The organism is Haladaptatus ordinarius, assembly GCF_054177595.1.
Window position 1 is genome coordinate 41,738 of the sequence record NZ_JBPEHH010000021.1, and the last position, 21,412, is coordinate 63,149.

At 60.6% G+C, this 21,412-nt stretch carries 17 protein-coding genes and 1 pseudogene; 9 read left to right on the top strand and 9 right to left on the bottom strand.

Annotation, left to right across the window (positions count from 1 at the left end; all coding sequences use genetic code 11):
* Positions 1-103: 103 nt before the first annotated feature.
* Positions 104-1,786: a hypothetical protein gene (locus ACR3FF_RS09850; protein WP_458187838.1), complete on the top strand. Its 1,683-nt coding sequence runs from the start codon at positions 104-106 to the stop codon at positions 1,784-1,786.
* A 306-nt stretch (positions 1,787-2,092) separates the two neighbouring features.
* Here the strand turns inward: ACR3FF_RS09850 and ACR3FF_RS09855 are convergent, their stop codons facing one another.
* Together ACR3FF_RS09855 and ACR3FF_RS09860 are read right to left on the bottom strand one after the other, a co-directional pair.
* Positions 2,093-3,142, bottom strand: coding sequence for a polysaccharide deacetylase family protein (locus tag ACR3FF_RS09855; RefSeq protein ID WP_458187839.1), 1,050 nt, complete (start codon positions 3,140-3,142; stop codon positions 2,093-2,095).
* 431 nt (positions 3,143-3,573) lie between these two features.
* Positions 3,574-3,813, bottom strand: coding sequence for a hypothetical protein (locus tag ACR3FF_RS09860; protein ID WP_458187840.1), 240 nt, complete (start codon positions 3,811-3,813; stop codon positions 3,574-3,576).
* 742 nt (positions 3,814-4,555) lie between these two features.
* On the opposite strand from ACR3FF_RS09860, the gene ACR3FF_RS09865 reads away from it, so the two are divergent.
* The 4 genes from ACR3FF_RS09865 (at position 4,556) to ACR3FF_RS09880 (ending at position 9,264) form a co-directional block, all read left to right on the top strand.
* A complete protein-coding gene (locus ACR3FF_RS09865) occupies positions 4,556-6,274 on the top strand; it encodes an asparagine synthase-related protein (RefSeq protein WP_458187841.1) in 1,719 nt (572 codons plus the stop codon).
* A 45-nt stretch (positions 6,275-6,319) separates the two neighbouring features.
* Entirely contained in the window at positions 6,320-7,579 is a 1,260-nt protein-coding gene (locus ACR3FF_RS09870; protein WP_458187842.1) for a DUF1616 domain-containing protein, read from the top strand.
* 2 nt (positions 7,580-7,581) lie between these two features.
* Positions 7,582-8,148 carry a metal-dependent hydrolase gene (locus ACR3FF_RS09875; RefSeq protein ID WP_458187843.1) on the top strand — a complete coding sequence of 189 codons (567 nt, stop codon included), beginning with the start codon at positions 7,582-7,584 and terminating at the stop codon, positions 8,146-8,148.
* Positions 8,149-8,304: 156 nt separating this feature from the next.
* Entirely contained in the window at positions 8,305-9,264 is a 960-nt protein-coding gene (locus ACR3FF_RS09880; protein WP_458187844.1) for a sugar phosphate nucleotidyltransferase, read from the top strand.
* Here ACR3FF_RS09880 and ACR3FF_RS09885 read toward each other — a convergent pair whose 3' ends face one another.
* Genes ACR3FF_RS09885 through ACR3FF_RS09905 form a run of 5 tightly spaced genes read right to left on the bottom strand, consistent with a single transcriptional unit; the run spans position 9,265 to position 15,632 of the window.
* The gene (locus ACR3FF_RS09885) at positions 9,265-10,182 is read right to left on the bottom strand and encodes an NAD-dependent epimerase/dehydratase family protein (RefSeq protein ID WP_458187845.1); all 918 of its coding nucleotides are present in this window, start codon (positions 10,180-10,182) and stop codon (positions 9,265-9,267) included.
* A 39-nt stretch (positions 10,183-10,221) separates the two neighbouring features.
* Positions 10,222-12,204, bottom strand: coding sequence for a hypothetical protein (locus ACR3FF_RS09890; protein ID WP_458187846.1), 1,983 nt, complete (start codon positions 12,202-12,204; stop codon positions 10,222-10,224).
* Positions 12,205-12,246: 42 nt separating this feature from the next.
* The gene (locus tag ACR3FF_RS09895) at positions 12,247-13,308 is read right to left on the bottom strand and encodes a DUF354 domain-containing protein (RefSeq protein WP_458187847.1); all 1,062 of its coding nucleotides are present in this window, start codon (positions 13,306-13,308) and stop codon (positions 12,247-12,249) included.
* Positions 13,305-14,261 carry a glycosyltransferase family 2 protein gene (locus ACR3FF_RS09900; RefSeq protein WP_458187848.1) on the bottom strand — a complete coding sequence of 319 codons (957 nt, stop codon included), beginning with the start codon at positions 14,259-14,261 and terminating at the stop codon, positions 13,305-13,307. Before ACR3FF_RS09900 ends, ACR3FF_RS09895 begins: the two co-directional genes overlap by 4 nt.
* Positions 14,262-15,632, bottom strand: coding sequence for a nucleotide sugar dehydrogenase (locus tag ACR3FF_RS09905; protein WP_458187849.1), 1,371 nt, complete (start codon positions 15,630-15,632; stop codon positions 14,262-14,264).
* A gap of 497 nt (positions 15,633-16,129) precedes the next feature.
* Here ACR3FF_RS09905 and ACR3FF_RS09910 point away from each other — a divergent pair, with 497 nt between their 5' ends.
* From ACR3FF_RS09910 to glmS, 4 genes are all read left to right on the top strand, one after another.
* On the top strand, positions 16,130-16,708 hold the full coding sequence (locus ACR3FF_RS09910; protein ID WP_458187850.1) for a DUF7344 domain-containing protein: 579 nt from the start codon (positions 16,130-16,132) through the stop codon (positions 16,706-16,708).
* A 249-nt stretch (positions 16,709-16,957) separates the two neighbouring features.
* Positions 16,958-18,379: a helix-turn-helix transcriptional regulator gene (locus tag ACR3FF_RS09915; RefSeq protein ID WP_458187851.1), complete on the top strand. Its 1,422-nt coding sequence runs from the start codon at positions 16,958-16,960 to the stop codon at positions 18,377-18,379.
* A gap of 242 nt (positions 18,380-18,621) precedes the next feature.
* Entirely contained in the window at positions 18,622-18,747 is a 126-nt protein-coding gene (locus ACR3FF_RS09920; protein ID WP_458187852.1) for a hypothetical protein, read from the top strand.
* Positions 18,748-20,562: a glutamine--fructose-6-phosphate transaminase (isomerizing) gene (gene glmS / locus ACR3FF_RS09925; protein ID WP_458187853.1), complete on the top strand. Its 1,815-nt coding sequence runs from the start codon at positions 18,748-18,750 to the stop codon at positions 20,560-20,562.
* A 65-nt stretch (positions 20,563-20,627) separates the two neighbouring features.
* Here the strand turns inward: glmS and ACR3FF_RS09930 are convergent, their stop codons facing one another.
* Entirely contained in the window at positions 20,628-20,810 is a 183-nt protein-coding gene (locus ACR3FF_RS09930) for a hypothetical protein (RefSeq protein ID WP_458187854.1), read from the bottom strand.
* Between the two features lie 419 nt (positions 20,811-21,229).
* Positions 21,230-21,412: pseudogene (locus ACR3FF_RS09935) on the bottom strand (hypothetical protein); the annotation flags it as partial.

Below are 21,412 nucleotides of genomic sequence, written 5' to 3' on the forward strand. Positions count from 1 at the left end.
TGATAGCTCTATTTTGATGGCGCCAGACAGGCAAAATCGAAATTCAAATAGTCGTAGAACCTTTCTCAAACTAACCGGAGCAATCGCCGCCTCGTCTGCAGCCGTGGGTACCGCATCTGGGAAGCACTCGGAGTACAGCGGCCAGTACAACGAGGTCATCGACGTAACGGAAGTGGGAGCGGACAACGAAGGAAACGAATCAGTCACACCCGTACTAGAGGAACACGCAGCCGACGATACGCTCCTCTATTTCCCTGAAGGCCAGTACTACATGGACGAACAGTTCCGCCACACCGGCTTTACGAACTTCGGTATGGTCGGTCACGACGCCGAGCTCGTCCCAGCGGACTACAGCAACTTCGACGATGGCGACGGCGGGAACTACCGTCTCTTCCGCCTGGGTGTCGATTACGACCCCGGACGAGACCTGCGCGTAGAAGGCTTCACCGTCGACCAGACGAAAGACAACACGGGCATCCGCGTCGTCGAAGCCGAGGTCACCGACGGACTACTCATCCGCGACATCGAGGTCGTCGGCCGTCACGACAGCGGAACGTTCGGACCGCTTCGGGCCGTCGTCCTCAACGACGACGGGAGTGGTCTCGTCGAACGGTTCAAGGCCCCGGACGGAGGTGCCTGGACCGGTAACACGCCGGGAGATTCCCTGTGGCGTGGCCCGACGGGCATCCTCTGTAACGCCGAAAACAAAGGGACGATGACGTTCCGTGACTGCGTACTCGGAAGTTTTCCGGACAACGGTCTATACGCTTCCGAAGGGTCCGGTTCCATCCGAATCGAAGGTGGTCACTTCGAGAATAGTCTGGGCGCGAACGTCCGTCTCGGTGGGAACGACAGCTACATCGAGGACGCTACCATCGTCGTCAACCAAGGCGACGACCACGACATCGCTCAGCGTGGTCTCCGCATCGAGGACGGAAACGGCCTCGTCGCACGGAACGTCGACCTCCGAACCAACATCGATAAGAGTCCCGCAATCTGGATCACGCAAAGTGCGGACAACGTAGCAGTCGTCGACTCCACCGTCACGGCTCGAACTGATGGTCCAACGCCTGCAATCTCTATTCGGGGATCCGCGGGCCAGACGCGTATCAAGCGGACCACCGTCGACCACGAGACGGGCGGTGGCCTAGCCATCAAAATCAAGGAGGGTGGCAAGCCCGTCCACCTCCAAAACGTCACCGTCGTTGGAAACGCACCAACCGAAGGCACACGGAGTGCGATCCACAACAACCGTGACGGCTGTGAGTTCCGCAATCTGAAAGTCGACCACGGTGGTGGAAACGGTCGACGAGCACTGACGAACACGGGGAACAACGTCGTAATCTACGAAGGCGATTACGTCTCCGAAGAAAACGCGCTCGTAGAGAGCGGCCACGGGACGTTGATCGAAAGCGTCTCGGCACGTGCGCGCAGCGGCAACGCAGCGCTTCGCATCACGAGCGACGCCGAAGACGTCACCGTCAAGGATTCGCACCTCGGGAACGGTATCGACGACAGCAGCCCGGACGGCTACGATGGCAGCAACAACAGTTCGGAGTACGACGGCGGCGACGATGACGACGGAGACTCCGGTAGTGACTCCGATGGAGCTTCCGGCGGCGATTCCAGTGGAGCTTCCGGCGGCGATTCCAGTGGAGCTTCCGGCGGCGATTCCAGTAGTGACTCCGATGGAGACTCCGGCAGTGACTCCGGCGGCGATTCCGGTAGTGGCTCCGATGGAGATTCCGGTGGAGACTCCGATGACGACGACCAGTGCTCGCGGTAGCGCGGATGTGATGGGCGTCCGACCGGTCACCAACTGATTCGATTTCGAACCGTGGTCGGAGAGGTGCGCCTCGATTTCGTCGGGGGATCTGCTCCGGTTCGTGCGGAGGTCGTGAGCCCGTCTTGGAGTGCCGCGTACGGGACGCGAACCACCGAGAGAACGTCGTTCTTCTAGCTGACACCTACACCAGTTCGAACTCTGCAGTGTGACCGTGTGATTCGAACCGTACAGCGAGGGCATACGAGCCGTAGTGGCGAGCCGACCGTCACAGTGATGCGCGGTGGGTCGTGAACTCGTTCTCGTGGCTTATGGCCCGGACGTTCGCATCTTCCAGAGGTCGGAGAAGGTGATAACTTCGATGTCGGTCGTACGGTCGATATAGTCGAGCAACGACCTGTAGTCAGGGACGTTCATCGTGTTGTCGCTCGCGAAGTCGTGGAAGTTGAGAATCCCGACGTTTCGGTGTGCGGCGACACGGTCGACGAGTTGCTTCGATATCGAGAGGTCGTGGCCGATGGTTCGGGGGAGCACGAGGGGGTCGAAACCGTGGAGGCCAGTCGTGTTGACGCTCCCGGACTGATTCATCCCACCCATGTAGTGGTAGCGACCGATGACGTCCAGCGCCGGGGCGTCATAGTTGTTTCCGGGATAGACGATGAAATCCGCCCCTTCGAAGCCGTTGTCGATGAGCCACTGCTTGTTCCGCCGAAGGATACCGTCGAGTTTCGACGTCGAGATTCGTGCGAACGGCTCCTTGACGCTTCCGTGGGCCGCCACCTCGTCGCCCTTTTTCTGTCGCTCTTTCAGCTCTTCGAGAGACATGAACAGTTCCGACTCGACGGCACTGGGTTGAGGGGGCTGTGTCAACGTCGCTGGCAACCCATACTCGTCGTGAATCGGTGCGGCCTTCCGATAGTAACTCCGCTTGCCGTCGTCCCAGCTCAGAATCACGTACCCCTTGTCCGGTTTCGGGTGGGTTCGTGCGTCGTCGACCCACACGACGGCGCGCTCGCTCGAAGCGTTGTTCACCCGAAGACGAATCCGGTCGACCGAACTGCGGTCGAAGCCGTCGTCGCTCTGGCAGACACCAGGGCACGTTCGGAACCAGCCGATGTCGGGAGCTCTCATCGAGACGTCCCGGAGGTGATGTTCGGCAGCGTTGCCGTTCGTGTCGATGAGTTGTACGAAGAAGGCGATGGCGTCCGGCGTCGTCGTTCGGAGCGCGACCGACACGTCTGTATCTGTAAAGTCCTTCGGTGCGGTGAACGACTTCTGGATGACGGCGTGGTCACCGTTCTCGCCGACGAGTTTTGCGCTCTTCGAGCCGATGAACGCGTACTGCGAACTGGCAGTCATCGACCCCTGATTCGTCTGCCACGCTGAGAGAGTCTCGAACTCGTCGAGGCTTTCTCCCGGCGACCGGTACCGTTCACGGCTTTTGGACTTCGTCTTCAGTGAAGGGGCGGAACTGGCCGTCGTCTCGGTCGTGGTCGAGTCCTGTGTCGTCTCTGTCGTCGTGGACGACGTGGTCGTCGTCCACGGTGAGTCGCCGGAACAGCCAGCGAGCGAAGTAGCGAATGCGAGGGACGAGAGTCGTAAAAATTGGCGGCGTGCAGCGTGTCGACCGTCGTTATTTTTGGAGAGATCAGACATATTACTACGTTATATGAAATTCGAATCGACTTGGTTAATGAGAGGATAAGTACGTGAACGTTTTTCAGCTCGTCTCCGCGTCGTTCACGGAAAAGCATCTGTCACGGTTCGTCCATCACCATCGATGACGAATATCACGTGCCGAAAACGGCGTCGTAGTCCAGTTCCGACGGCGATAATGACAACTTGACGACGTTTCGATCGCCGGCGAGGTGACGCGCCGATACTCGAGTCGAGTATCCGTCGCGAACGCGACAGCGTCGCCACCGACGGTCACCGACCCAGACCACAGAGAGAACACGAGTTTGGCGGACGAGGATGCGTGCAGGGGGCGTGGCGGGCGCGAGTGTGACGCCGTTCCCGGCGGATGCCATTCCACGGACAGCTTCGGACGGCCGGCGCTCTAAATCCGACAGGCGAGCGATCCGGCAACCGAGACACAGATGCCTGGCACACATCCCGATACGAGCGGACGCGCTCGCCTTAATAGGCCCATAACGGCGGGACGAAAACGACGGATTCGGCCGAGAACGGACCGTAGCTCACGGAAGAGCGAGAGAACGTCGACCGACGAACCGGTCGATTCACCCGAGGCGCGTCGTCTCCGTCCTCGTACGACAACAGTCCCGTGGAACGATTACGGCCCGACACGACGGGACGGAAACACGACGTGTCAGTTACTACTCTCGCTGCCTCGCTGACAGCAGACACGGATACCCGACAGAGCTTCGGAGCGCGGGCCGACAGCGACCGCGAGGCGTCGAACCGGCGCTGACGCCGTACTCTCGGCTTCGAAACTAGCTCGCCGACCGAGTTCGAACCGGTCGCGGTCACGCTTCGTCGCGCACAGTCACGACTCTTCGACCCCGCGAGGCGTGCCGGCCGTCGAGAAAAACCTACCGTCAGTGGTGCTGTCGGGACGTGAGAGCCGCTTCAGTGTTTCCTAAACACAATTTTCCTGATGTTATACTGTGTATAGTTAACCGCCATAAACACAATAGCAGAATTAGGGCCAACCGTGACACGAGCGAGAACTGACGAGGCGAACGATGTCCGACCAGACATCGCCGTGGCACGGGACAGTCACCACTCGGTGAGAGCTGACGAGGAAGAACGATGAACAAAGAAATATTCGGCGTCTTCGGCGACCGGGACGAGTTCGAGCGGTTCCGAGTCGGACGGGAGTTCGACGACATCGTTACCAGCGATGTTGCGACCGTCGGGATTCGAGACACCGGGCTCGGAATTCCGGGCCGGAGCGCCTCCTACTCGGGGGAACTCGGGTCGTGTGTCATCTGGGGAGAAGCGTACCCGAACAAGCACGGCTGGTCGGAGCCGGCCCGCTGGTTGCTCGAACAGTACGCAGAGAACGGAACAGACGCCATCAAGGCGCTCAACGGGTCGTACCTCGCGTTCATCGAACACGATGGTGACGCCATCGTGCTCACCGACACCATCCGGTCGTGGGAGAGTTTCTACACGGACGACCCCGGCGTGCGCGTGTTCGGGACGGACGCGGCAGAAGTCGCGGCGACCATCGACAATCCGACGATGCGCCGCCAGTCGGTCGGCGAGTTCCTCCACATGGGCGTCGTCCTCGGGAACAAGACGCTGTTTCACGAACTGCATCGTACCCCCTTCGACGGCTATCTAACGGCGGACGAAGTGGGCGAACTCGACCGATTCGTCTACGACGAACGGGAAATGGACTACGCGAGCGAACTCGCAGACCGTATGCAGCGAGCGATTCGTCGGCGCTCGCGCCAGCCCGGAAAGAAAGGATTGCTCCTGTCGGCGGGCTACGACTCGCGGACGCTCCTCTCTCAGCTTCCCGAGATCGAGCACTGCTACACTGTCGGGATGCCGGACGCACAGGAGGTGAAAACCGCCCGGCGGCTGTCGAAACAGTACGGCGTCGACCACACGACGCTGGTGACGAACGAACGGTACATCATCCCGGGCGAGGAGAAAGTTCGGTACACGAACGGCATCAAAGAGTCCATCCACATCCACCACGCGGGTTACAAGAACGAAATCGAAGTGGACACGATGTACCACGGCCTCCTCTTCGATACACTCTTGCGCGGATTCGCCCAGAAGCGGAGCGAGCTTCGACTGTTCGGGAAGCGAATCCCGTTGAAGCAGATGGAAAACGACCCCGACCCCATCGAGTCGTCCCTCGACAACTTCGGCTACATGCCGGACAAGAGTAAACGAGTCGCCGAGCAGTATACCACCGAACCGGACGCCGCCGGAGAGTTCGTGCGCGAGGCCATCGCCAGCGAATTCGACCACTGTTTGAATCGGTGTGACTCCGTGCAAAACGCCCTCTCGCTGTTCAGCATCAGCAACCAGCCGACGATTCCGTTCCGCACCCACCTCGCGGACAACTATCTCGAATCGTTCATCGCGGCCGACACGGAGCTGTTGAACTGGCACCTCCAGACGCCGCCGGAGTACCGGACGACCGAGACGTTCATCCGCGCGATTCGACAGTTGGACGGCGACCTGTTCCGACACCGACCCCCAGACCGTCCGTACACGTCGATGCTCCTCTCGGAGATGGAGCGGTTCGCGCGTCGGAAAGTGCCGTTCGTTCGGAAGTTCGAATCGGCGTGGCCCGACCGTGAGCAGGTGTACGACCGCTACAACCTGGACCAGCGCCTGTTCCCGGAACAGGAGATGATTCACGAGTTGCCGCCACTACACAAACTCCGTATCAACGACATGGTCGGGTGGGTCACCCAGTGTTCCGAGACGGTCGTCGACCCGGCCGACGTGCTCTATATGCCCGCAGAAGCGCGGGGCGCCGACGAGGTGCGCTCGGAGAATTGATTAGGAGCCGTATAATAAAACCCGCATCACGCGACATGAGAGACAATGAGTACGAATAGCCGCTGGTGGTTCGCGGACCTCGTAGTGGCGCTCGCGCTGACTGGCCTGGGGGGGTACACAGCGTACGCCGGACTCGGCGGGCGAGCGCGCGTCGCGTTCGTGTTGCCGCTCGTCGTCTTCCTACCAGGGTACGTCCTCGTCTCGGCGATATTCCCGGGCGGGGAAAAAGACAAAACGCGGAAGTTCGGAATCGGCGACGCTAACACGATATACTCGCTCGGCGGCCCCGAACGAGTCGCACTGGCCGTCACGCTGAGCGTTGCCATCGTCCCCATGATTGCGGCAGTGGCGAACTTCACGCCGTGGGGCGTGAGGATGCTTCCGATTCTGGTCGGTCTCGTCGCCTTCACCACGGTCTTCACGCTGGTTGCGTTGACTCGCCGGGCCCGCGTCCCCGCGAAGCGTCGATACTCCCCCGGCGTACCCGGACTGCTGTTCGGGGCGACGGGGCGAGGGTCCGATGGCGGGACGACGACGCTCCTGAACGTCGGTATCGTCATCAGTTTCCTGCTGGTCGCGTCCAGCGTCGGCTTCGCAGTGTTCAACCCGCCACAGGGAGACCAGTTCACGGAGTTCTACGTAGACACGCAGAACGTCGATAGCAACACGAACACGCTGTACCAGACCGACCTCGGTGGAGAAGGCGTGACCGTGAACGTCGGCAATCGCGAGGGAGAACGTACCCAGTACACCGTCGTCGCCGTTCTCCAGCGCGTCGAGGACGGGAACGTCGTGAAGCAAGCGCAGTTCGCCGAGAAACAGGTGACGGTCGACGAAGGAAAGACGAAGAAAGTGACACTCGAAGGCGACCCGTCTATCTCCGGCGACAACGTCCGACTCCGTCTCCTGCTCTACAAGGGCGACCCCGGCGACGACCCGTATCTCACGATGCGACTGTGGCTCTCACAGCAGGGCGCCCCAGCGAAAGACGAGACTACGAACGACGGCGGAGACGACAGCGATGAGGAAAACAGTAACGACGGTGGAGACGACAGCGACGGAGGTGACGGCAGCGACGGAGGCGAGAGCACGACCGAACCGCCGCAGACGACCAGCGACACCACCACGTCACCGCCGAGTACGACCACGACGACGTCGAGTGCGACGACCACGAGCGCAACCACCACGACGAGTGAAACGTCTACTACCAGCGAGACATCTGCCACCAGCGAGACATCTACCACCACCACGACCGACGACGGGTTCTTCCCCGACCGTGACTCGGACGTCCTGAACGACCGATAGAGATGTGGCCGTGGGAACACGTCGCGTTCGGATATCTGTGGTACTCGCTGTCCGTGAACCTCGCACGGCGACCGTCGCCGAGGACCAGAGAGGTGGTCGTCCTCGGCTTCGCGGCCCTCCTTCCCGACCTCGTCGATAAGCCGCTGTCGTGGTCGTTCGAACTGTTTCCGACGGGGTACTCCGTCGCCCACTCCGTCTTCGTCGCGGGTCTCGTGCTGTCGATAATCGCCACATTCGCGTGGTGTGGACGCCGGCTTCGATACGCCGCCGCGTTCGGGGTCGGCTACGTCTCGCACCTCGTCGGCGACATCGTCTACCCGGTGTTCATGGGCGAGGGGCTGAAACCCGAAGTCGTGCTGTGGCCGGTCGTCCAGCTTGCGGCGTACGAGCAGCACCGCGGTCTCACCGGGCGGTTTCTACTGTACTTCTTCGAGTACCTCCAGATGCTCGGCGAGGCGGGCTGGCACCCGATCGTCGTCTTCGAACTCGTCCTGGGCACCGCCATGTTCGCTCTCTGGCTGTACGACGGCACGGCCGGTCTCCCGACGCCCGACTGGCGAAAGCGGTGACTTCCGGACGAACTGCTCGTGTGGTGCGGTGGCACGCATCATCAACCGTCAGTCGCAAACGGCGAAGTTGGTGGTGTGAGACAGTGACACGCCAGTCTCGCCGAACGGCCGATTAGCCGCTTCATAATGAAGGGGGGGTGAACGAGATGAGGAGATATGGACGCTGTTGTTTTAGCAGGCGGCTACGCGACTCGGCTGTGGCCGATCACGAAACACCGGCCGAAGATGTTCCTGCCCATCGGCGAAACCACGGTCATCGACCGCATCTTCGCCGACCTCGAAGCAGACGACCGCATCGACACGGTCTACGTCAGCACCAACGAACGCTTCGCCGACGATTTCGAAACCCACCTCGCCGAAAGCGAGTTCGAAAAACCCCAACTGAGCGTCGAAGACACCGCCGAAGAAGACGAGAAGTTCGGCGTCGTCGGCGCGCTCGCCCAGCTCGTCGACCGCGAGGGAGTGGATGACGACCTGCTGGTCATCGCCGGCGACAACCTCATCAGCTTCGACATCGACGACTTCGTCGACTTCTTCGAGAACAAGGACGCACCCTGTCTCGCCGCCTACGACGTCGGCAGCAAAGAACTCGCGAAATCCTACGGGCTGGTCGAACTCAACGGCGAACGCGTCGTCGACTTCCAGGAGAAACCCGCCGACCCCAACTCCACGCTCGTCTCCATCGCCTGCTACGCCTTCACCCGCGAGAATCTCCCCCTGCTCGAACAGTACCTCGCCGACGGCAACAACCCCGACGAACCCGGCTGGTTCATCCAGTGGCTGCAGTCGCGCCACGACGTCTACGCCTACACGTTTGACGAGGCGTGGTACGACATCGGCACGCCCGAGAGCTACCTCGACGCCGTCGCGTGGTACCTCGACGGCGACACCTACGTCGCCGAGTCCACCACGATAGAAGAAACCACCATCGGCGAGAACGTCCACGTGATGGACGGCGTCGAACTGCAGAACGCGAACGTCGAGAACGCCGTCGTCTTCCCGAACGCGACGGTGCGCGACTGTGACGTGCGCGATTCCATCATCGACGAGAAGACGCACGTCGAAAACATGGATTTGGCAGGTGCGCTCATCGGCGCACACACCCGAATCGCCTGATTACTGGTACTGCTCGCAGACCTGACGGACGCCTTCTCTGAAGCTGACTTTCGGCTTCCACCCGGTCGCGTTCTTGAACTTCGTCACGTCGGCTTTCGTGTCGTGAACGTACACGTCGTCCGGAATCGGGTTCTCGACGTAGACGGGTTCGACGTCGGTGCCGAGTTCACGATTGATGAACTCGACGACGGTGTCGAAGTCGTAGCTCGTGCCGGTGCCGAGGTTGTAGATGCCCGTCAGTTCGTGTTCGGCCGCGAGCACCAGGCCGCGAACGATGTCGGAGACGTGGGTGAAATCTCGTGTCTGGTTTCCGTCGCCGTAGATCTCTGGCGACCGGCCGTTGGCGACGTCGTCGGCGAACTGCGCGATGATGTTCGCGAACTCGCCTTTGTGCTCTTCTGCGCCACCGTAGCCCTGGTAGACCGAGAAGAATCGCATCCCGGCCATGTTCATGTCGTAGTGGTGGGCGAAGTACTCGCCGTAGCGTTCGCGGGAGAGTTTCGACGCTTCGTACCCCGTCCGGGCTTCGATCTCCATGTGTTCCGGAGAGGGTTCCGTTCGACTGCCGTAGATGGAGGACGTGGAGGCGTAGACGACGGTATCACAGCCGTCGTTGCGCGCCTGCTCGATGGTGTTGACGAACCCCTCGATGTTCACCCGCGCGCCCTTCGTCGGGTTCTCCTCGTGCATCGCGTACGACGAGAGGGCTGCGAGGTGAAAGACCACGTCGACGTCCGTCGGAAGGTCGTCGTCGAGGACGCTCTGCTCGTGAAATTCGACGGCATCGTCCAGATTCTCGGGCGTTCCGAGGTAGCCATCGTCGATGGCGACGACGTCGTTCTCTGCGGCGAGATCGTTGGCGAGATTCGATCCGATGAATCCGGCACCGCCAGTTACGAGTACGCGCTTTCCCTGCATACCTCAGGGTCTACCGGGACGCTAGAAAAGGGTTGTCCTCTACACCGATCGATCCGCACACATCGTGACATCACCGTTCGTATAGAGGACGCTCTGACCGGGACGGCAGACGTTCTCGCGGGGGACCGTTCGGCGAACCGGAACGCTCGCGTTCGCACTCTGGTTGACGAGACGGAACTGCGGCGCACCCGTGGACTGATACTCACGATAGACGGTGATGGGATGGTCGGTCGCCCCTCCGTTCACCGAGAGGTTGACCGCGTCCGCTGGATACGCCCCCGTTCTAGAGAACACCGTCTGGTAGGGGTGGTCGGTTCTGATCACCTGCCGGGGAAGGAGGTTCGAGGAGTCCGGAGACCCCGTCATGTCCGCGATGGTGTAGACGGCCGCCACCTCGCGTTCGTTGTAGGTCAGCCGCGTCTGTTCGTTCTGGAAGACGGGGCTGTCGAGTGCCCCGTGACCGGACATCACCATCATGCTCGGGTAGACGAGCGCCACCACGAGCAGCGTCGCGACCACGACCCGCCGGTCGAGGTTGTAAACGAGATACGCCACACCGAGGGCGGCGAGAATCGCCATCGGCACGTAGAGGAACGCGAACCACCGCTGTGGGATGAAGTTACGAATGCCGAACAGCGGCAGACCGAGGGTGAACACCGTCATCACGACGGTCGCGAAGAGCAGGGTGAACACCGAGTGCGAGATGCGCTTACGACGGAGGACGTACAGACAGCCGACGATGGTCAGCCCGAACAGTAGCAAGAATCCCATCGTGTCGATGTACGTCGCCACCTTCTGAACGAGCGTCGGCTTCGGAACCGCGATATTCCCGGAGTTGTTGCTGGCGAGGTTGAGGACGCCAAAGCTCTCTTGCATCGTCTGGGCGAGATACGACAGCACCGTTTCGAGGAACGAATCGCCGTTGTACGGCGTGAACGACCACATGAACGTGATGAGGCCGACGTCGAACGCGAGGAGTCCGGCGAGGTTCACGGGCTCCATCTTTCGGTAGACGCCCGGTCTGCGCGCCGTCGTCTGGAAGATGTCCAGTTTAAGGACAAACTGCGCCAACAGCCCCGAGAACAGGACGACGAGCATGATGAACGTCGAGACCTGGTGTGTCAGGATGATGGCGATAGAGAGGAACACGAGGAGGCTGAAGTCCCGTGCGTTGTACTCCAACTGCATGATACGCAACAGCGCGTAGATGATGGCGATGAAGAACAACAGCCCGTGGCTCGTCGGAATGATGTGGATACCCCACTCGATGACGTAGTCGCCGAGCGAGTAGAGCAGCGCCGCGAACACCGCCCAGCGCGCTGGTGCGAGGAGTTTCGTCGCCCCGTAGACGAACAGGACGACTGCCGGCATCGCGACGCCCACCGAGAGGTAGAGGGCGTTTCGGAGCGACACGTCGTAGAGCATCGCCGCCGACGCGACCATCAGGTGGTACAGCGGCGCAGCGATGTGCTTGTTCCCCTGCATCGAGGAGAGCGAGTGCTGGTCGAGAACGCCCTGCGCCAACCGCGTCATGTGCGTCCAGATGTCGATGCCGATGTACGAGGGCGTGGAGTACACCGCCATGAATCGAACCACGAACGCCAACACGAGGATCTCCGTGAGCAGGAGTGCCGGGAGGAAATCCTCGTCGTCGGTGAACAGTACCTGGAGGAAGATGAGCGTTCCAGCGATACCCGTGAGGACGTGAAAGAGCACGGAACGCTGGCCCGAGTAGAGCGCGACGACGACCATCACGGCCGTCGTCACGAAGACGACGCTCGGGAGAAGTTGCGCCACCGGTCGCGAGATGGCCGGGAACATCTCCATCGTTTCGCGGTCGTTGCGAACCGCGAGGAGGTAGAGCGCACAGCCCAGTCCGAGGATGATGGGAATCGTCTGAATGTAAATCTGGGAGGCGAAAAATCGCAGGGGAAACAGCGCGAGTGCGATGATGAATCCCAGGATGGCGGCGTCGACGTCGAGTCGTCGCTGTTTCAGCCAGCCAGACATCTGTCCGAACATACTATCGTCTCCGTCTGTCAAGTGGTGGTTCCGTCATCATACTTAAACCTCCGCACCCGGCCTGTCGGGGTGGTCGCGTACCCGTCGGGTACGGCCGGTGACCGCGCGCAGGATTACGTCGGTCGTATCGACTTTGTCGGCAAGTAGCCGCTCGCGTCGTTCCTGCCAGTCGTCGTCGCCTTCGAGGATCTCGACCGCCTTCTCCAGCGCTCGCGCGTGGCGGTCGTCTTCCTGATAGTTGAACAGCAAACCGTAGCGTTCGTCCAGTTCGTTCGTATACCCCATCGTGAGCGTGTTGACGTAGATGGCGGGCGTTCCGAGGACGGCGCTTTCTGCCGCCATCGTCGCGCCCTCGCCGACGAACAGGTCGGCGTAGGCCAACAGGTCGTGCATCCGATGGGGTTCGACGGTCGCGCGGTGGGATTCGAGTTCCGACGGCAGGGAGCGTTCCGACGTGATGAGCACGTCCGCGCCGGCGGCCTCCAGTCGCGACACGACGTCGCGAACGTCGTCGAACCCGGCCTGCCCCACGTCGTGTGACGCCCCCCACTCGACGAGCCTGAGGACGACGAACGAGTCGTCCGGGTCGAGTCCGAGGTCGGAGACCACGGTGGGGTCGGGAGTGAACCGGTCGGGATGGAGGTACGCCAGTTCGTGATAGCCGGCGTAGCGCACCTGTTTTGGCCCGACGCTCCCGGTGTAGCAATCGGGCGTGTAGACGGCGTCCGCGAACGGGAACGCGAGGTTCTGGATGAGCTTCGCGTGCTCCGTGTCGTAGAAGACGACGCTCCGCGCACCGACGAGTTTGGCGACGTGAGCCGCCGCGACACCGCCGATGGCGGTTATCACGTCGGGTTTCAGCTGTATCGCCCGGCGGAGCAAGCGCGCCTCGTAGGTGGCCTGCACCCGCGCCAGTTGGGACAGCCCCGACGCAGTACCGGCCAGCACGTCGTGGCTGATGTCGTATCGCTGGAGTAGTTCGACCGCCATCTCCTTCTCGCGGGCGAAGACGTGAACGTCGTGGCCCTCACGCTCCAGTTCCGCGATGGCGTTGCGGAAAAAGTGGACGTGCGCCGGATGCTGGATGGTGACGAACACCCTCATCGATTCTCCCTCCTGTCGAGGACGATGCCGGCGAGAACGCCGACCAGACCGACTGCGAACGACGTGAGCGACTTGCGTGCGTGGTCGCTCTCCGAACCGGAACGGGCCGCGCCGAGGGCACGAATGCCGAGGACGACGCCGACCAGTGCGCTTCCCACGCCGAGCGCGTAGGCGAGGCCGAGTGGGTGCGCTCGGTAGCGTGAACCCAGACGCCAGACGAAGTTGCGCAGGAGCATGAGCGACACCTTCGGAATGTAGTCGCCGTACTCGATACTGCTCTCTTCGTCACCGTAGGTGGCGGGCATGTCCACGTCGACGACCCGCATGCCGGCGATGCTCAACTTCACGAGGATGTCGTTGCAGTAGCCGTAATACTCGTACATCCCTTCGAGGTCGATCGCTTCGAGCGCCGCCAGCGAGATGGCTGTGTAGCCGTTCTGTGGGTCGGTTACGTCCCAGTAGCCGCTGGCGATGCGGGTCAGGCCGGTCAGCAGCCAGTTGCCCAGCAGGCGAAAACGCGGCATATCGCGGCGGTATTCGGGATTCGAGAGCCGATTGCCCTTCGTGTACTCCGCCTCGTCTGCCATGATTGGGTCGAGAAAGCGCGTCATCATGTCGGGGTCCATCTGACCGTCTGCGTCGATGGTGACGGTCACGTCGACGCCGTCCTCGCGGGCGGCGAGGTAACCCGTCTTGATAGCCCCACCTGCGCCGCGATTGTGCTCGTGACGGATGGCGACCACCTCACCGTCAGTGTCGTCACTCTCACCAGCGCGCGGCGGGCGCTCGATGGCCGCGTGTGCGCGAATCTCGTCCCACGTACCGTCGGTCGAGGCGTCGTCTACAGCGTAGACGCGGTCTACGAAGTCGGGAAGCGAATCGAGGACGTCGCCAACGAACCCTTCTTCGTTGTACGCGGGCACGACGACGCCTATCGTGTGCCCTTCGTACATCTACACCCTCCGATAGGCGAAGCCAGCCTCAGAGACGACCTCGTCGTCGAACGCGCCAGCCACGTCCACGAGGACGGGATTGTCGTTCATCTGTGCTCCCGCTTCCGCGAGGTCGAGGTCGGAGAATTCGCGGTGGGGCGTCGCAAGGACGATACCATCAAAGCCGTCGAAGGAGAACTCGTCGTCCGTCTGTACCGGGATGTCGAACGTTTTACTCATCATCTCGTTGTCGCCATGGGGGTCGTAGCCGACGACATCGATGTCGAACTCGTGGAGTTGGCGGATGATACCGTCCACCTTCGAGGTGCGGATGTCGGCCACGTCTGGTTTGTAGGTCAAACCGAGGACGAGAACGCGACTGTCCCGAAGCGTCTTGCCCGCCCGGTTCAGTTCCTTTATCATCATATTCGAGATGTGGACGGGCATCGACTCGTTCACGTCACGACCCTGCTGGACGAGACGCGGCGCGAAACCGGACTGTTTGGACCGGTGGATGAAGAAGTACGGGTCGACCGGGATACAGTGGCCGCCGACCAGTCCGGGCTGGTAGTGGTGGAAGTTCCACTTCGTCCCCGACGCTTCGAGCACGGCACGCGTGTCGATATCCATGTCCATGTTGTCGAAGGCCATCGCCAGCTCGTTCACGAGTGCGATGTTCAGGTCGCGCTGGACGTTCTCGACGACCTTGCTCGCCTCCGCAACTTCGATGGAGTCAGCTTTGTGGACGCCCGCGTCGATGACGGTCGCGTAGAGGTCGGCGATGTCGTCTCGAACCTCGTCGTTCATGCCACCGACGACTTTCACGACGTCGCGCAGACCGTGCTCGGGGTCACCCGGCGTCGCACGTTCGGGGGAGTAACCGACGAAGAAGTCCTCGCCGCAGGTCAGGCCCGAGGTCTCCTCGATTGCCGGGACGAGCACCTCGCGGGTCGCACCGGGGAAGACGGTCGATTCGAGGATAACAGTCGTGTCGGGAGACAGATGCTCACCGACGGTGCGTCCGGCGGCCTCTACGAAGTCGAGGTTCGGCTGTTCGTTTTCGTCCACTGGCGTCGGGACGGTGATCATCACGTAGTCCGCACGAGCGATTTCCGAAGCGTCGGTCGTGTACGTGATTTCACTCTCGACGATGGTCTCGTCACCGAGGTCGCCCGTCGTGTCGGTACCACTGCGAAGGGTTTCGACTTTTCCGTCGTCAATATCGAAGCCGACAACGTTGTATCCTTCTTGATCGAAGCCGACAGCCAGCGGTAGTCCGACGTAGCCGAGACCGACGACGCATATCGTCGCGTCTCGACTCTTCTCAACGTCGCACTCGTCGCTTCCAGCGTACTCTGGCTGGCTGTCGATGTCGCCTATCGTGGAATTCATGGGTGATGGTCCTCCGTCGTTCGCTCCCCAGTACCGACGGGCGGCACCGGAGCGACCGGCAACGAGGGGTGCGGAGGTAGACGTTCGCCCTCGCACGTCCGGTCAGACGCGAGCCTCGGTTCGATTGATGAAACCCTGTAGGCTTTATTATACAGTGACTAAGGCGCTCGTGCCTGAAAACGGGCGTTTCGTCGGGGCGCGTTCGTGCCAGCACCCCACATGGAAACACTGCGGGAGAAAATCGATAGCTACGGGGACCAGTCAGAAGTCGATAACACAGAATCCACGAAGTTTGACATCACATATCAAATTCCTTACTAGACAGAACACTATATAGTATGAAAATATATGTAGTTAGAAAATCGGGAGGCGGCGTACGGATGAACGGGAAAAACAATTTGAAATATGCGTGAACGACTTAGAACAATCCAGAAAACTGGCTGCAACTGGTGGGAGTAGCTTCTTGCTTTATTACCTATCCCCGAAACGTAGTTATCATGAGCACGACGACACAACAGGTCGAAGAACAATCCAGTACGACGGCATCGGACGCGCCTGTGGAGCTAGAGGAGGACAAGATATATCATCTGTTGCAAAACGAGCGACGACGCAACGTGCTCCGGTATCTGAGCGACGTAGACGACGAGAGCGAGGCCGTAGCGATGCGCGACATCGCCGAGCAGGTGGCTGCATGGGAGAACGATACCACGGTACAGGCGCTCTCGTCTAGCGAGCGCCAGCGCGTATACATCCCGCTCTACCAGTCACACCTCCCCAAACTCGACGAAGAGGGCATCATCGAGTACAACCAGAGTCGCGGAACGGTTCGGAAAACGGAGGCCGCCGAGCTGTTGTACGGCTACCTCGAACCGACCGGGGCGGAGTCGGACGAGACGGACGAAGACGAAAAGACCCGCTGGGACCGCTACTATCTCGGTGCGTCCGGCGTCGGCGCGACGGTTCTGGCCGGGACGACGCTCGGTGTCGCCCCCTTCGCGTTGCTTCCACAGGGTGCAATCGGTGTCCTCATCCTCGGGATGTTCTGGACGCTGACGCTCGGCCAACGACTCGCCTGATCGGACATACCCGATTGATAAACCCGCGTGAATTCCGTACTACTCTCGATAACGTTAGATACTTGATGCTGCTATGTCCGCTGATTTTTTCGCATATGTAAGCCGTCCAATGCCGTAATCTGTAACAGAAAGTGATTAAATCCAAAGAAATATACAGTAGAAGTCCAACCCCAAAGGAAAAATACTCGCCACTAAAATACCAAACATAGAATGGTTTACGCGCCGAAACAGGCAGTAGAATTCTGAAATATGACTCACAGGCCACTCGTGGTATTCTCCGCGTGTCTCATTTTGTTCGCCAGCGTGACATCGGCCGTCGCAGCACCGTCGGGTAATCAGCTCGTCATTCAGGACGCCTCGTATACGGGCGAAGGTGTCGTCAAGACCGAACAGAACGTCACCTATCTCTGGCAGTCGGAGCCGCACAACCTGAGTGTCACCATCTATACGGGAAATCGGACGGGTGACCACGAAGTCTGTACGGCGCTCGAGGGGCCGAACAACAGCACCACGAGTTCGGCCTCCTGTCAGGGCACGTCGCTCTCTGCAAACAGCGTCGAGCATCTCAACTTCAGCTTCGGAAACGTCTCGTCCAGCGTGACCGGGCAGCGAACGGCTGTCGTCACCGTCGAGAACGAGGGAGAGGTCGTCACTCGGCAGAACGTCTCCGTCTTCGTCCTGGTGAAATCCGGTGACGTGGACGGCGACGGTCTGACGAACGAGAAGGAAGTCAAACTCAAGACGAACGTCACGAGCAAGGACACGGACAGAGACGGACTCGAAGACGGCGAGGAGGTAAACAACTACGGGACGAACGCGACGAAGGCCGACACAGACGACGACGGACTGCGCGACGCCGAGGAGATAACGGTAGGAGCGGACCCGAACAAGCCCGATACGGACTCCGACGGGTTGAAAGACGGGAAGGAAGACGAACTGGGGACGAACGCGAGTAAGGCCGACACGGACGACGACGGGCTAACCGACGTCGCGGAGTTAGAGCTCAAGACCGACCCACTCAACAACGACACCGATGGCGATGGGCTGACCGACAGCGAGGAGGGCGAGAGTGCCACGGACCCGAAAATCGCCGACACCGACGACGACGGACTCGACGACGGGCAGGAGAAAGTGCTCGGAACCGATCCGATAAGGAAGGATACGGACAACGACGGCCTCAACGACGGGATGGAAGACGACATCGGAACCAACCCGCTCGAAGCGGACACCGACGGCGACGGGCTCAGCGACGGATTCGAACGCAAGTTCGGGACGAATCCGAGTAGCCGTCTCGTCGCAGGCGGGTTGTATCTCGTCTTGCTCACCCTACTCGTCGGAGGCGCACTGCTGATTCAGCGAAACGGGACGGAGTGGGTTTTTGGAGTGTTCGATACCGACGATAGTCCCGACTCGAACCCACAGCCGCCGATTCAGACCGGCGAAGTCGTAACCGATGCAGACCGAGTTCTCCAACTCCTGCGCGAGAACGGTGGCCGACTTCCGCAGGGAGAAATCATCGAAAAGACCAACTGGTCGAAATCGAAGGTGAGCCGACTACTCTCGAAGATGGAAAATAAGAAACAGGTAAGTAAAATAAACATCGGTCGGAAGAATATCGTTATCCTCTACGGACAGGAACCAGGAGGCGGAAACGAACCGCCCGAAGAGTAACGATAATCGAAAATACGTGGCTCATTTTTCCAAACATCGCATCGTTCCAACCGAACGATGCGTATGATAGATAGATAGTCAGCCGACACCGAACAGTATTGACAAGTCATTAATTTGGTTTACAGCCCTGCTAAGATACCCCCTTAATCAGTCTATAGTAATGGGGATAGGGTGAAATGTCCGTGATAAGGGCCAACCGTCGTTCCCGCGATGCGACGGTACGGCTACAGGACATTACACCCATGAACCACCCGAACACAACAGACGGACGTGCGACGGTTCGTTCCGGAACGGCCCGCTCCACGGAGCGACGGCCAGTCCCCGAAACGTACCCCGAGTACGCCGTAGTCCGACAGGAGGGGACGTAGATGTGTGGAATCATCGCCCGAATCGGCGACGGTGACGCCATCACGAAGCTCGTCACAGGACTCGAGAACCTCGAGTATCGAGGGTACGACTCCGCTGGGGTCGCCGTCCAGAACGGGTCGGGTATCTCCGTCTACAAGCGGTCGGGACAGATTTCGGAGCTGAAAGACAGCATCGTCGGCAACGTCCCGAAAGGAAAGGTCGGGATCGGCCACACCCGCTGGAGCACACACGGGCCGCCAACGGACGAGAACGCCCATCCGCACACGAGCGAGACGGACAAGGTCGCCGTCGTCCACAACGGTATCATCGAGAACTACGCCGAACTCAAAGCGTGGCTCGAAGAGCAAGGCCACGAGTTCACCAGCGATACCGACACCGAGGTCATCCCGCACCTCTTCGAATACTACCTCGAAGAGGCATCGAGTAGAGAGGACGCGTTCCGGATGACCATCCGCGACCTCGAAGGGAGCTACGCGGTTGCGGCCATCGTCGACGGCGACCACGCCATCTACGCGGCTCGACAGGGGTCGCCACTCATCCTCGGACTGGACAACGACGAGTACTACCTCGCCAGCGACGTGCCCGCCTTCCTCAACCACACCGACAACGTCGTCTACTTCGAAGACGGCGACGTCGCGGTGCTCGAACCGAACGGCGTCACGATGACCGACCTCGACGGAAATCGGGTCACCCGTGACGTAGAGCACATCGACTGGAACCCCGAAGACGCCGGCAAGGGAGGGTACGAACACTACATGCTCAAAGAGATAAACACCCAGCCCAACGCACTGGCGAACACCATCGAGGGACGGGTGAAAGACGGCGAAGTCAACCTCGCCGATTTCCCAGAGGGGACGTTCTCCGACGTGGACGACGTGCACTTCGTTGCGTGCGGTACGTCCTATCACGCTGCCCTCTACGGTCGGCAGTTGCTCAACAGCGCCGGTATTCGAGCGCAGGCGTTCCGTGCCAGCGAGTACGTCGATTCGACGCCTGGCCCGGTCACAGAGAACACGCTGGTCATCGCGGTCACCCAGAGCGGTGAGACGGCAGACACGCTCGGTGCCTTAAAGCAGGCCCAGGCACAGGGTGCACGAGTCGTCACCGTGACGAACGTGATGGGTTCGACTGCGGCCCGCGACGCCGACGACGCGCTGTTCATCCGGGCGGGCCCGGAGATAGGTGTCGCCGCCACGAAGACGTTCTCCTCCCAGTCGGTCACGCTCTCCCTGCTCGGAATCCGACTCGCCGAGGACATCGAGGGGGCGACCCCACCGGAAGACAAAGCCGAACTCCTTCGAGAGTTAGAACACCTCCCGGAACGCGTCGACCAGGTGCTCGAGTCGACGGATGCAAGACGCATCGCGAGCCGCTACGCTGGGAGTAAGTCGTTCTTCTTCATCGGGCGAGGCCTGAACAACGCCGTCGCCAAGGAAGGCGCGTTGAAGTTCAAGGAGATCACCTACGAACACGCCGAAGGCTTCGCCTCTGGCGAGCTAAAACACGGTCCGTTAGCGCTCGTGACGTCCGATACGCCGGTGTTCGCGCTCTTCAGCGGAGAGGACGACGAGAAGACGCTGAAGAACGCACAGGAGGCACAGACTCGCGGCGCACCAATCGTCGCGGTGGCGAACGAGGGTCACCCGTCGGCGAACATCGCCGATTCCACCCTCGAAATCCCTGACACCCACCCCGTGTGGTCCGGTCTCCTGGCGAACATCCAGTTGCAGTTGGTATCCTACTACGCGGCGCACAACCTCGGTCGGTCTATCGACAAGCCACGGAACCTGGCAAAGAGCGTGACGGTCGAATAACCGTCGTCGATACTCGCCGGGTGGTGCCGGGTAATCGCGGGAGAGGTACGTCGGTGCGGAGTTCTTCAGACGCGTGGATGCTCACGAAGTCGATAGGCGTGAGCCAGCGCGAGCGCTGCGAACGCGAAAGCAGTGGCGAGCGCGACGTAGATGACGAAGGCGCTGGCGAGAAACCACGTGAGGACGGTTCCAGCAGTGCTGAGGGCCGCAAGAGAGAGGTATCGGACACTCCAGTCGAGACCAGTCATCGAGTAGCAGTTGGACGGAGCGAGTTTTATTATCGGGGCGCTAAATCCGTCGAGACAGCAGACGAACGGTCGGAGCCCGTGTTCGGCCGAAAGAGAGAGACCGAGTCGGGGACGTGTGGAATTGGCTGACGATGATGATTTCTACTGAGCCAAAAATTATTACTAACATCGTCTTTTAGTAACAAATGTCCCATCGTCGCCGTGGCAGTCGTCGAGTGGGACAGCTGTCATCCCCCTTCTTGTGAGAATCTGCTGCCGGAGACCGAGGCGTGACGACACCACGCAGTAGAGCCGACTCGAGAGGCACCGTACGAAAAGCCGTCGTTCGACGCACGGACTGCAGAGTCACACTACCAGGTACGACGTCGTCGCATCGAACGACTCGAACGTAGCTTACTGTAGCTTCAACCGTGGTTTCGCTAGTTCTCTTCCAATTCAACTGGGTACAGTCGGTGTAGCTTGATTCGGGCATCGTCGGTCGTGAACTGCCAGTCGATGAGCCGGTCAGCCGCGTTGCGGTGCTCCTGCCACGCAGCGACCTCCGACCGGAGGGTCGCTGCGTGATAGATGCGACGGTCAAGACACTGGCGTTTGAGGACGCC

Excerpts from the sequence above, each read along its gene's own strand:
- ACR3FF_RS09855 (WP_458187839.1), bottom strand. The coding sequence starts at position 3,142 with ATGACTGCCAGTTCGCAGTACGCGTTCATCGGCTCGAAGAGCGCAAAA.
- ACR3FF_RS09870 (WP_458187842.1), top strand. The coding sequence starts at position 6,320 with ATGAGTACGAATAGCCGCTGGTGGTTCGCGGACCTCGTAGTGGCGCTC.
- ACR3FF_RS09915 (WP_458187851.1), top strand. The coding sequence starts at position 16,958 with ATGACTCACAGGCCACTCGTGGTATTCTCCGCGTGTCTCATTTTGTTC.
- ACR3FF_RS09910 (WP_458187850.1), top strand. The coding sequence starts at position 16,130 with ATGAGCACGACGACACAACAGGTCGAAGAACAATCCAGTACGACGGCA.
- ACR3FF_RS09920 (WP_458187852.1), top strand. The coding sequence starts at position 18,622 with ATGAACCACCCGAACACAACAGACGGACGTGCGACGGTTCGTTCCGGA.
- ACR3FF_RS09880 (WP_458187844.1), top strand. The coding sequence starts at position 8,305 with ATGGACGCTGTTGTTTTAGCAGGCGGCTACGCGACTCGGCTGTGGCCG.
- ACR3FF_RS09900 (WP_458187848.1), bottom strand. The coding sequence starts at position 14,261 with ATGTACGAAGGGCACACGATAGGCGTCGTCGTGCCCGCGTACAACGAA.
- ACR3FF_RS09885 (WP_458187845.1), bottom strand. The coding sequence starts at position 10,182 with ATGCAGGGAAAGCGCGTACTCGTAACTGGCGGTGCCGGATTCATCGGA.
- ACR3FF_RS09890 (WP_458187846.1), bottom strand. The coding sequence starts at position 12,204 with ATGTTCGGACAGATGTCTGGCTGGCTGAAACAGCGACGACTCGACGTC.
- ACR3FF_RS09875 (WP_458187843.1), top strand. The coding sequence starts at position 7,582 with ATGTGGCCGTGGGAACACGTCGCGTTCGGATATCTGTGGTACTCGCTG.
- ACR3FF_RS09930 (WP_458187854.1), bottom strand. The coding sequence starts at position 20,810 with ATGACTGGTCTCGACTGGAGTGTCCGATACCTCTCTCTTGCGGCCCTC.
- ACR3FF_RS09905 (WP_458187849.1), bottom strand. The coding sequence starts at position 15,632 with ATGAATTCCACGATAGGCGACATCGACAGCCAGCCAGAGTACGCTGGA.
- glmS (WP_458187853.1), top strand. The coding sequence starts at position 18,748 with ATGTGTGGAATCATCGCCCGAATCGGCGACGGTGACGCCATCACGAAG.
- ACR3FF_RS09865 (WP_458187841.1), top strand. The coding sequence starts at position 4,556 with ATGAACAAAGAAATATTCGGCGTCTTCGGCGACCGGGACGAGTTCGAG.
- ACR3FF_RS09860 (WP_458187840.1), bottom strand. The coding sequence starts at position 3,813 with ATGGCATCCGCCGGGAACGGCGTCACACTCGCGCCCGCCACGCCCCCT.
- ACR3FF_RS09895 (WP_458187847.1), bottom strand. The coding sequence starts at position 13,308 with ATGAGGGTGTTCGTCACCATCCAGCATCCGGCGCACGTCCACTTTTTC.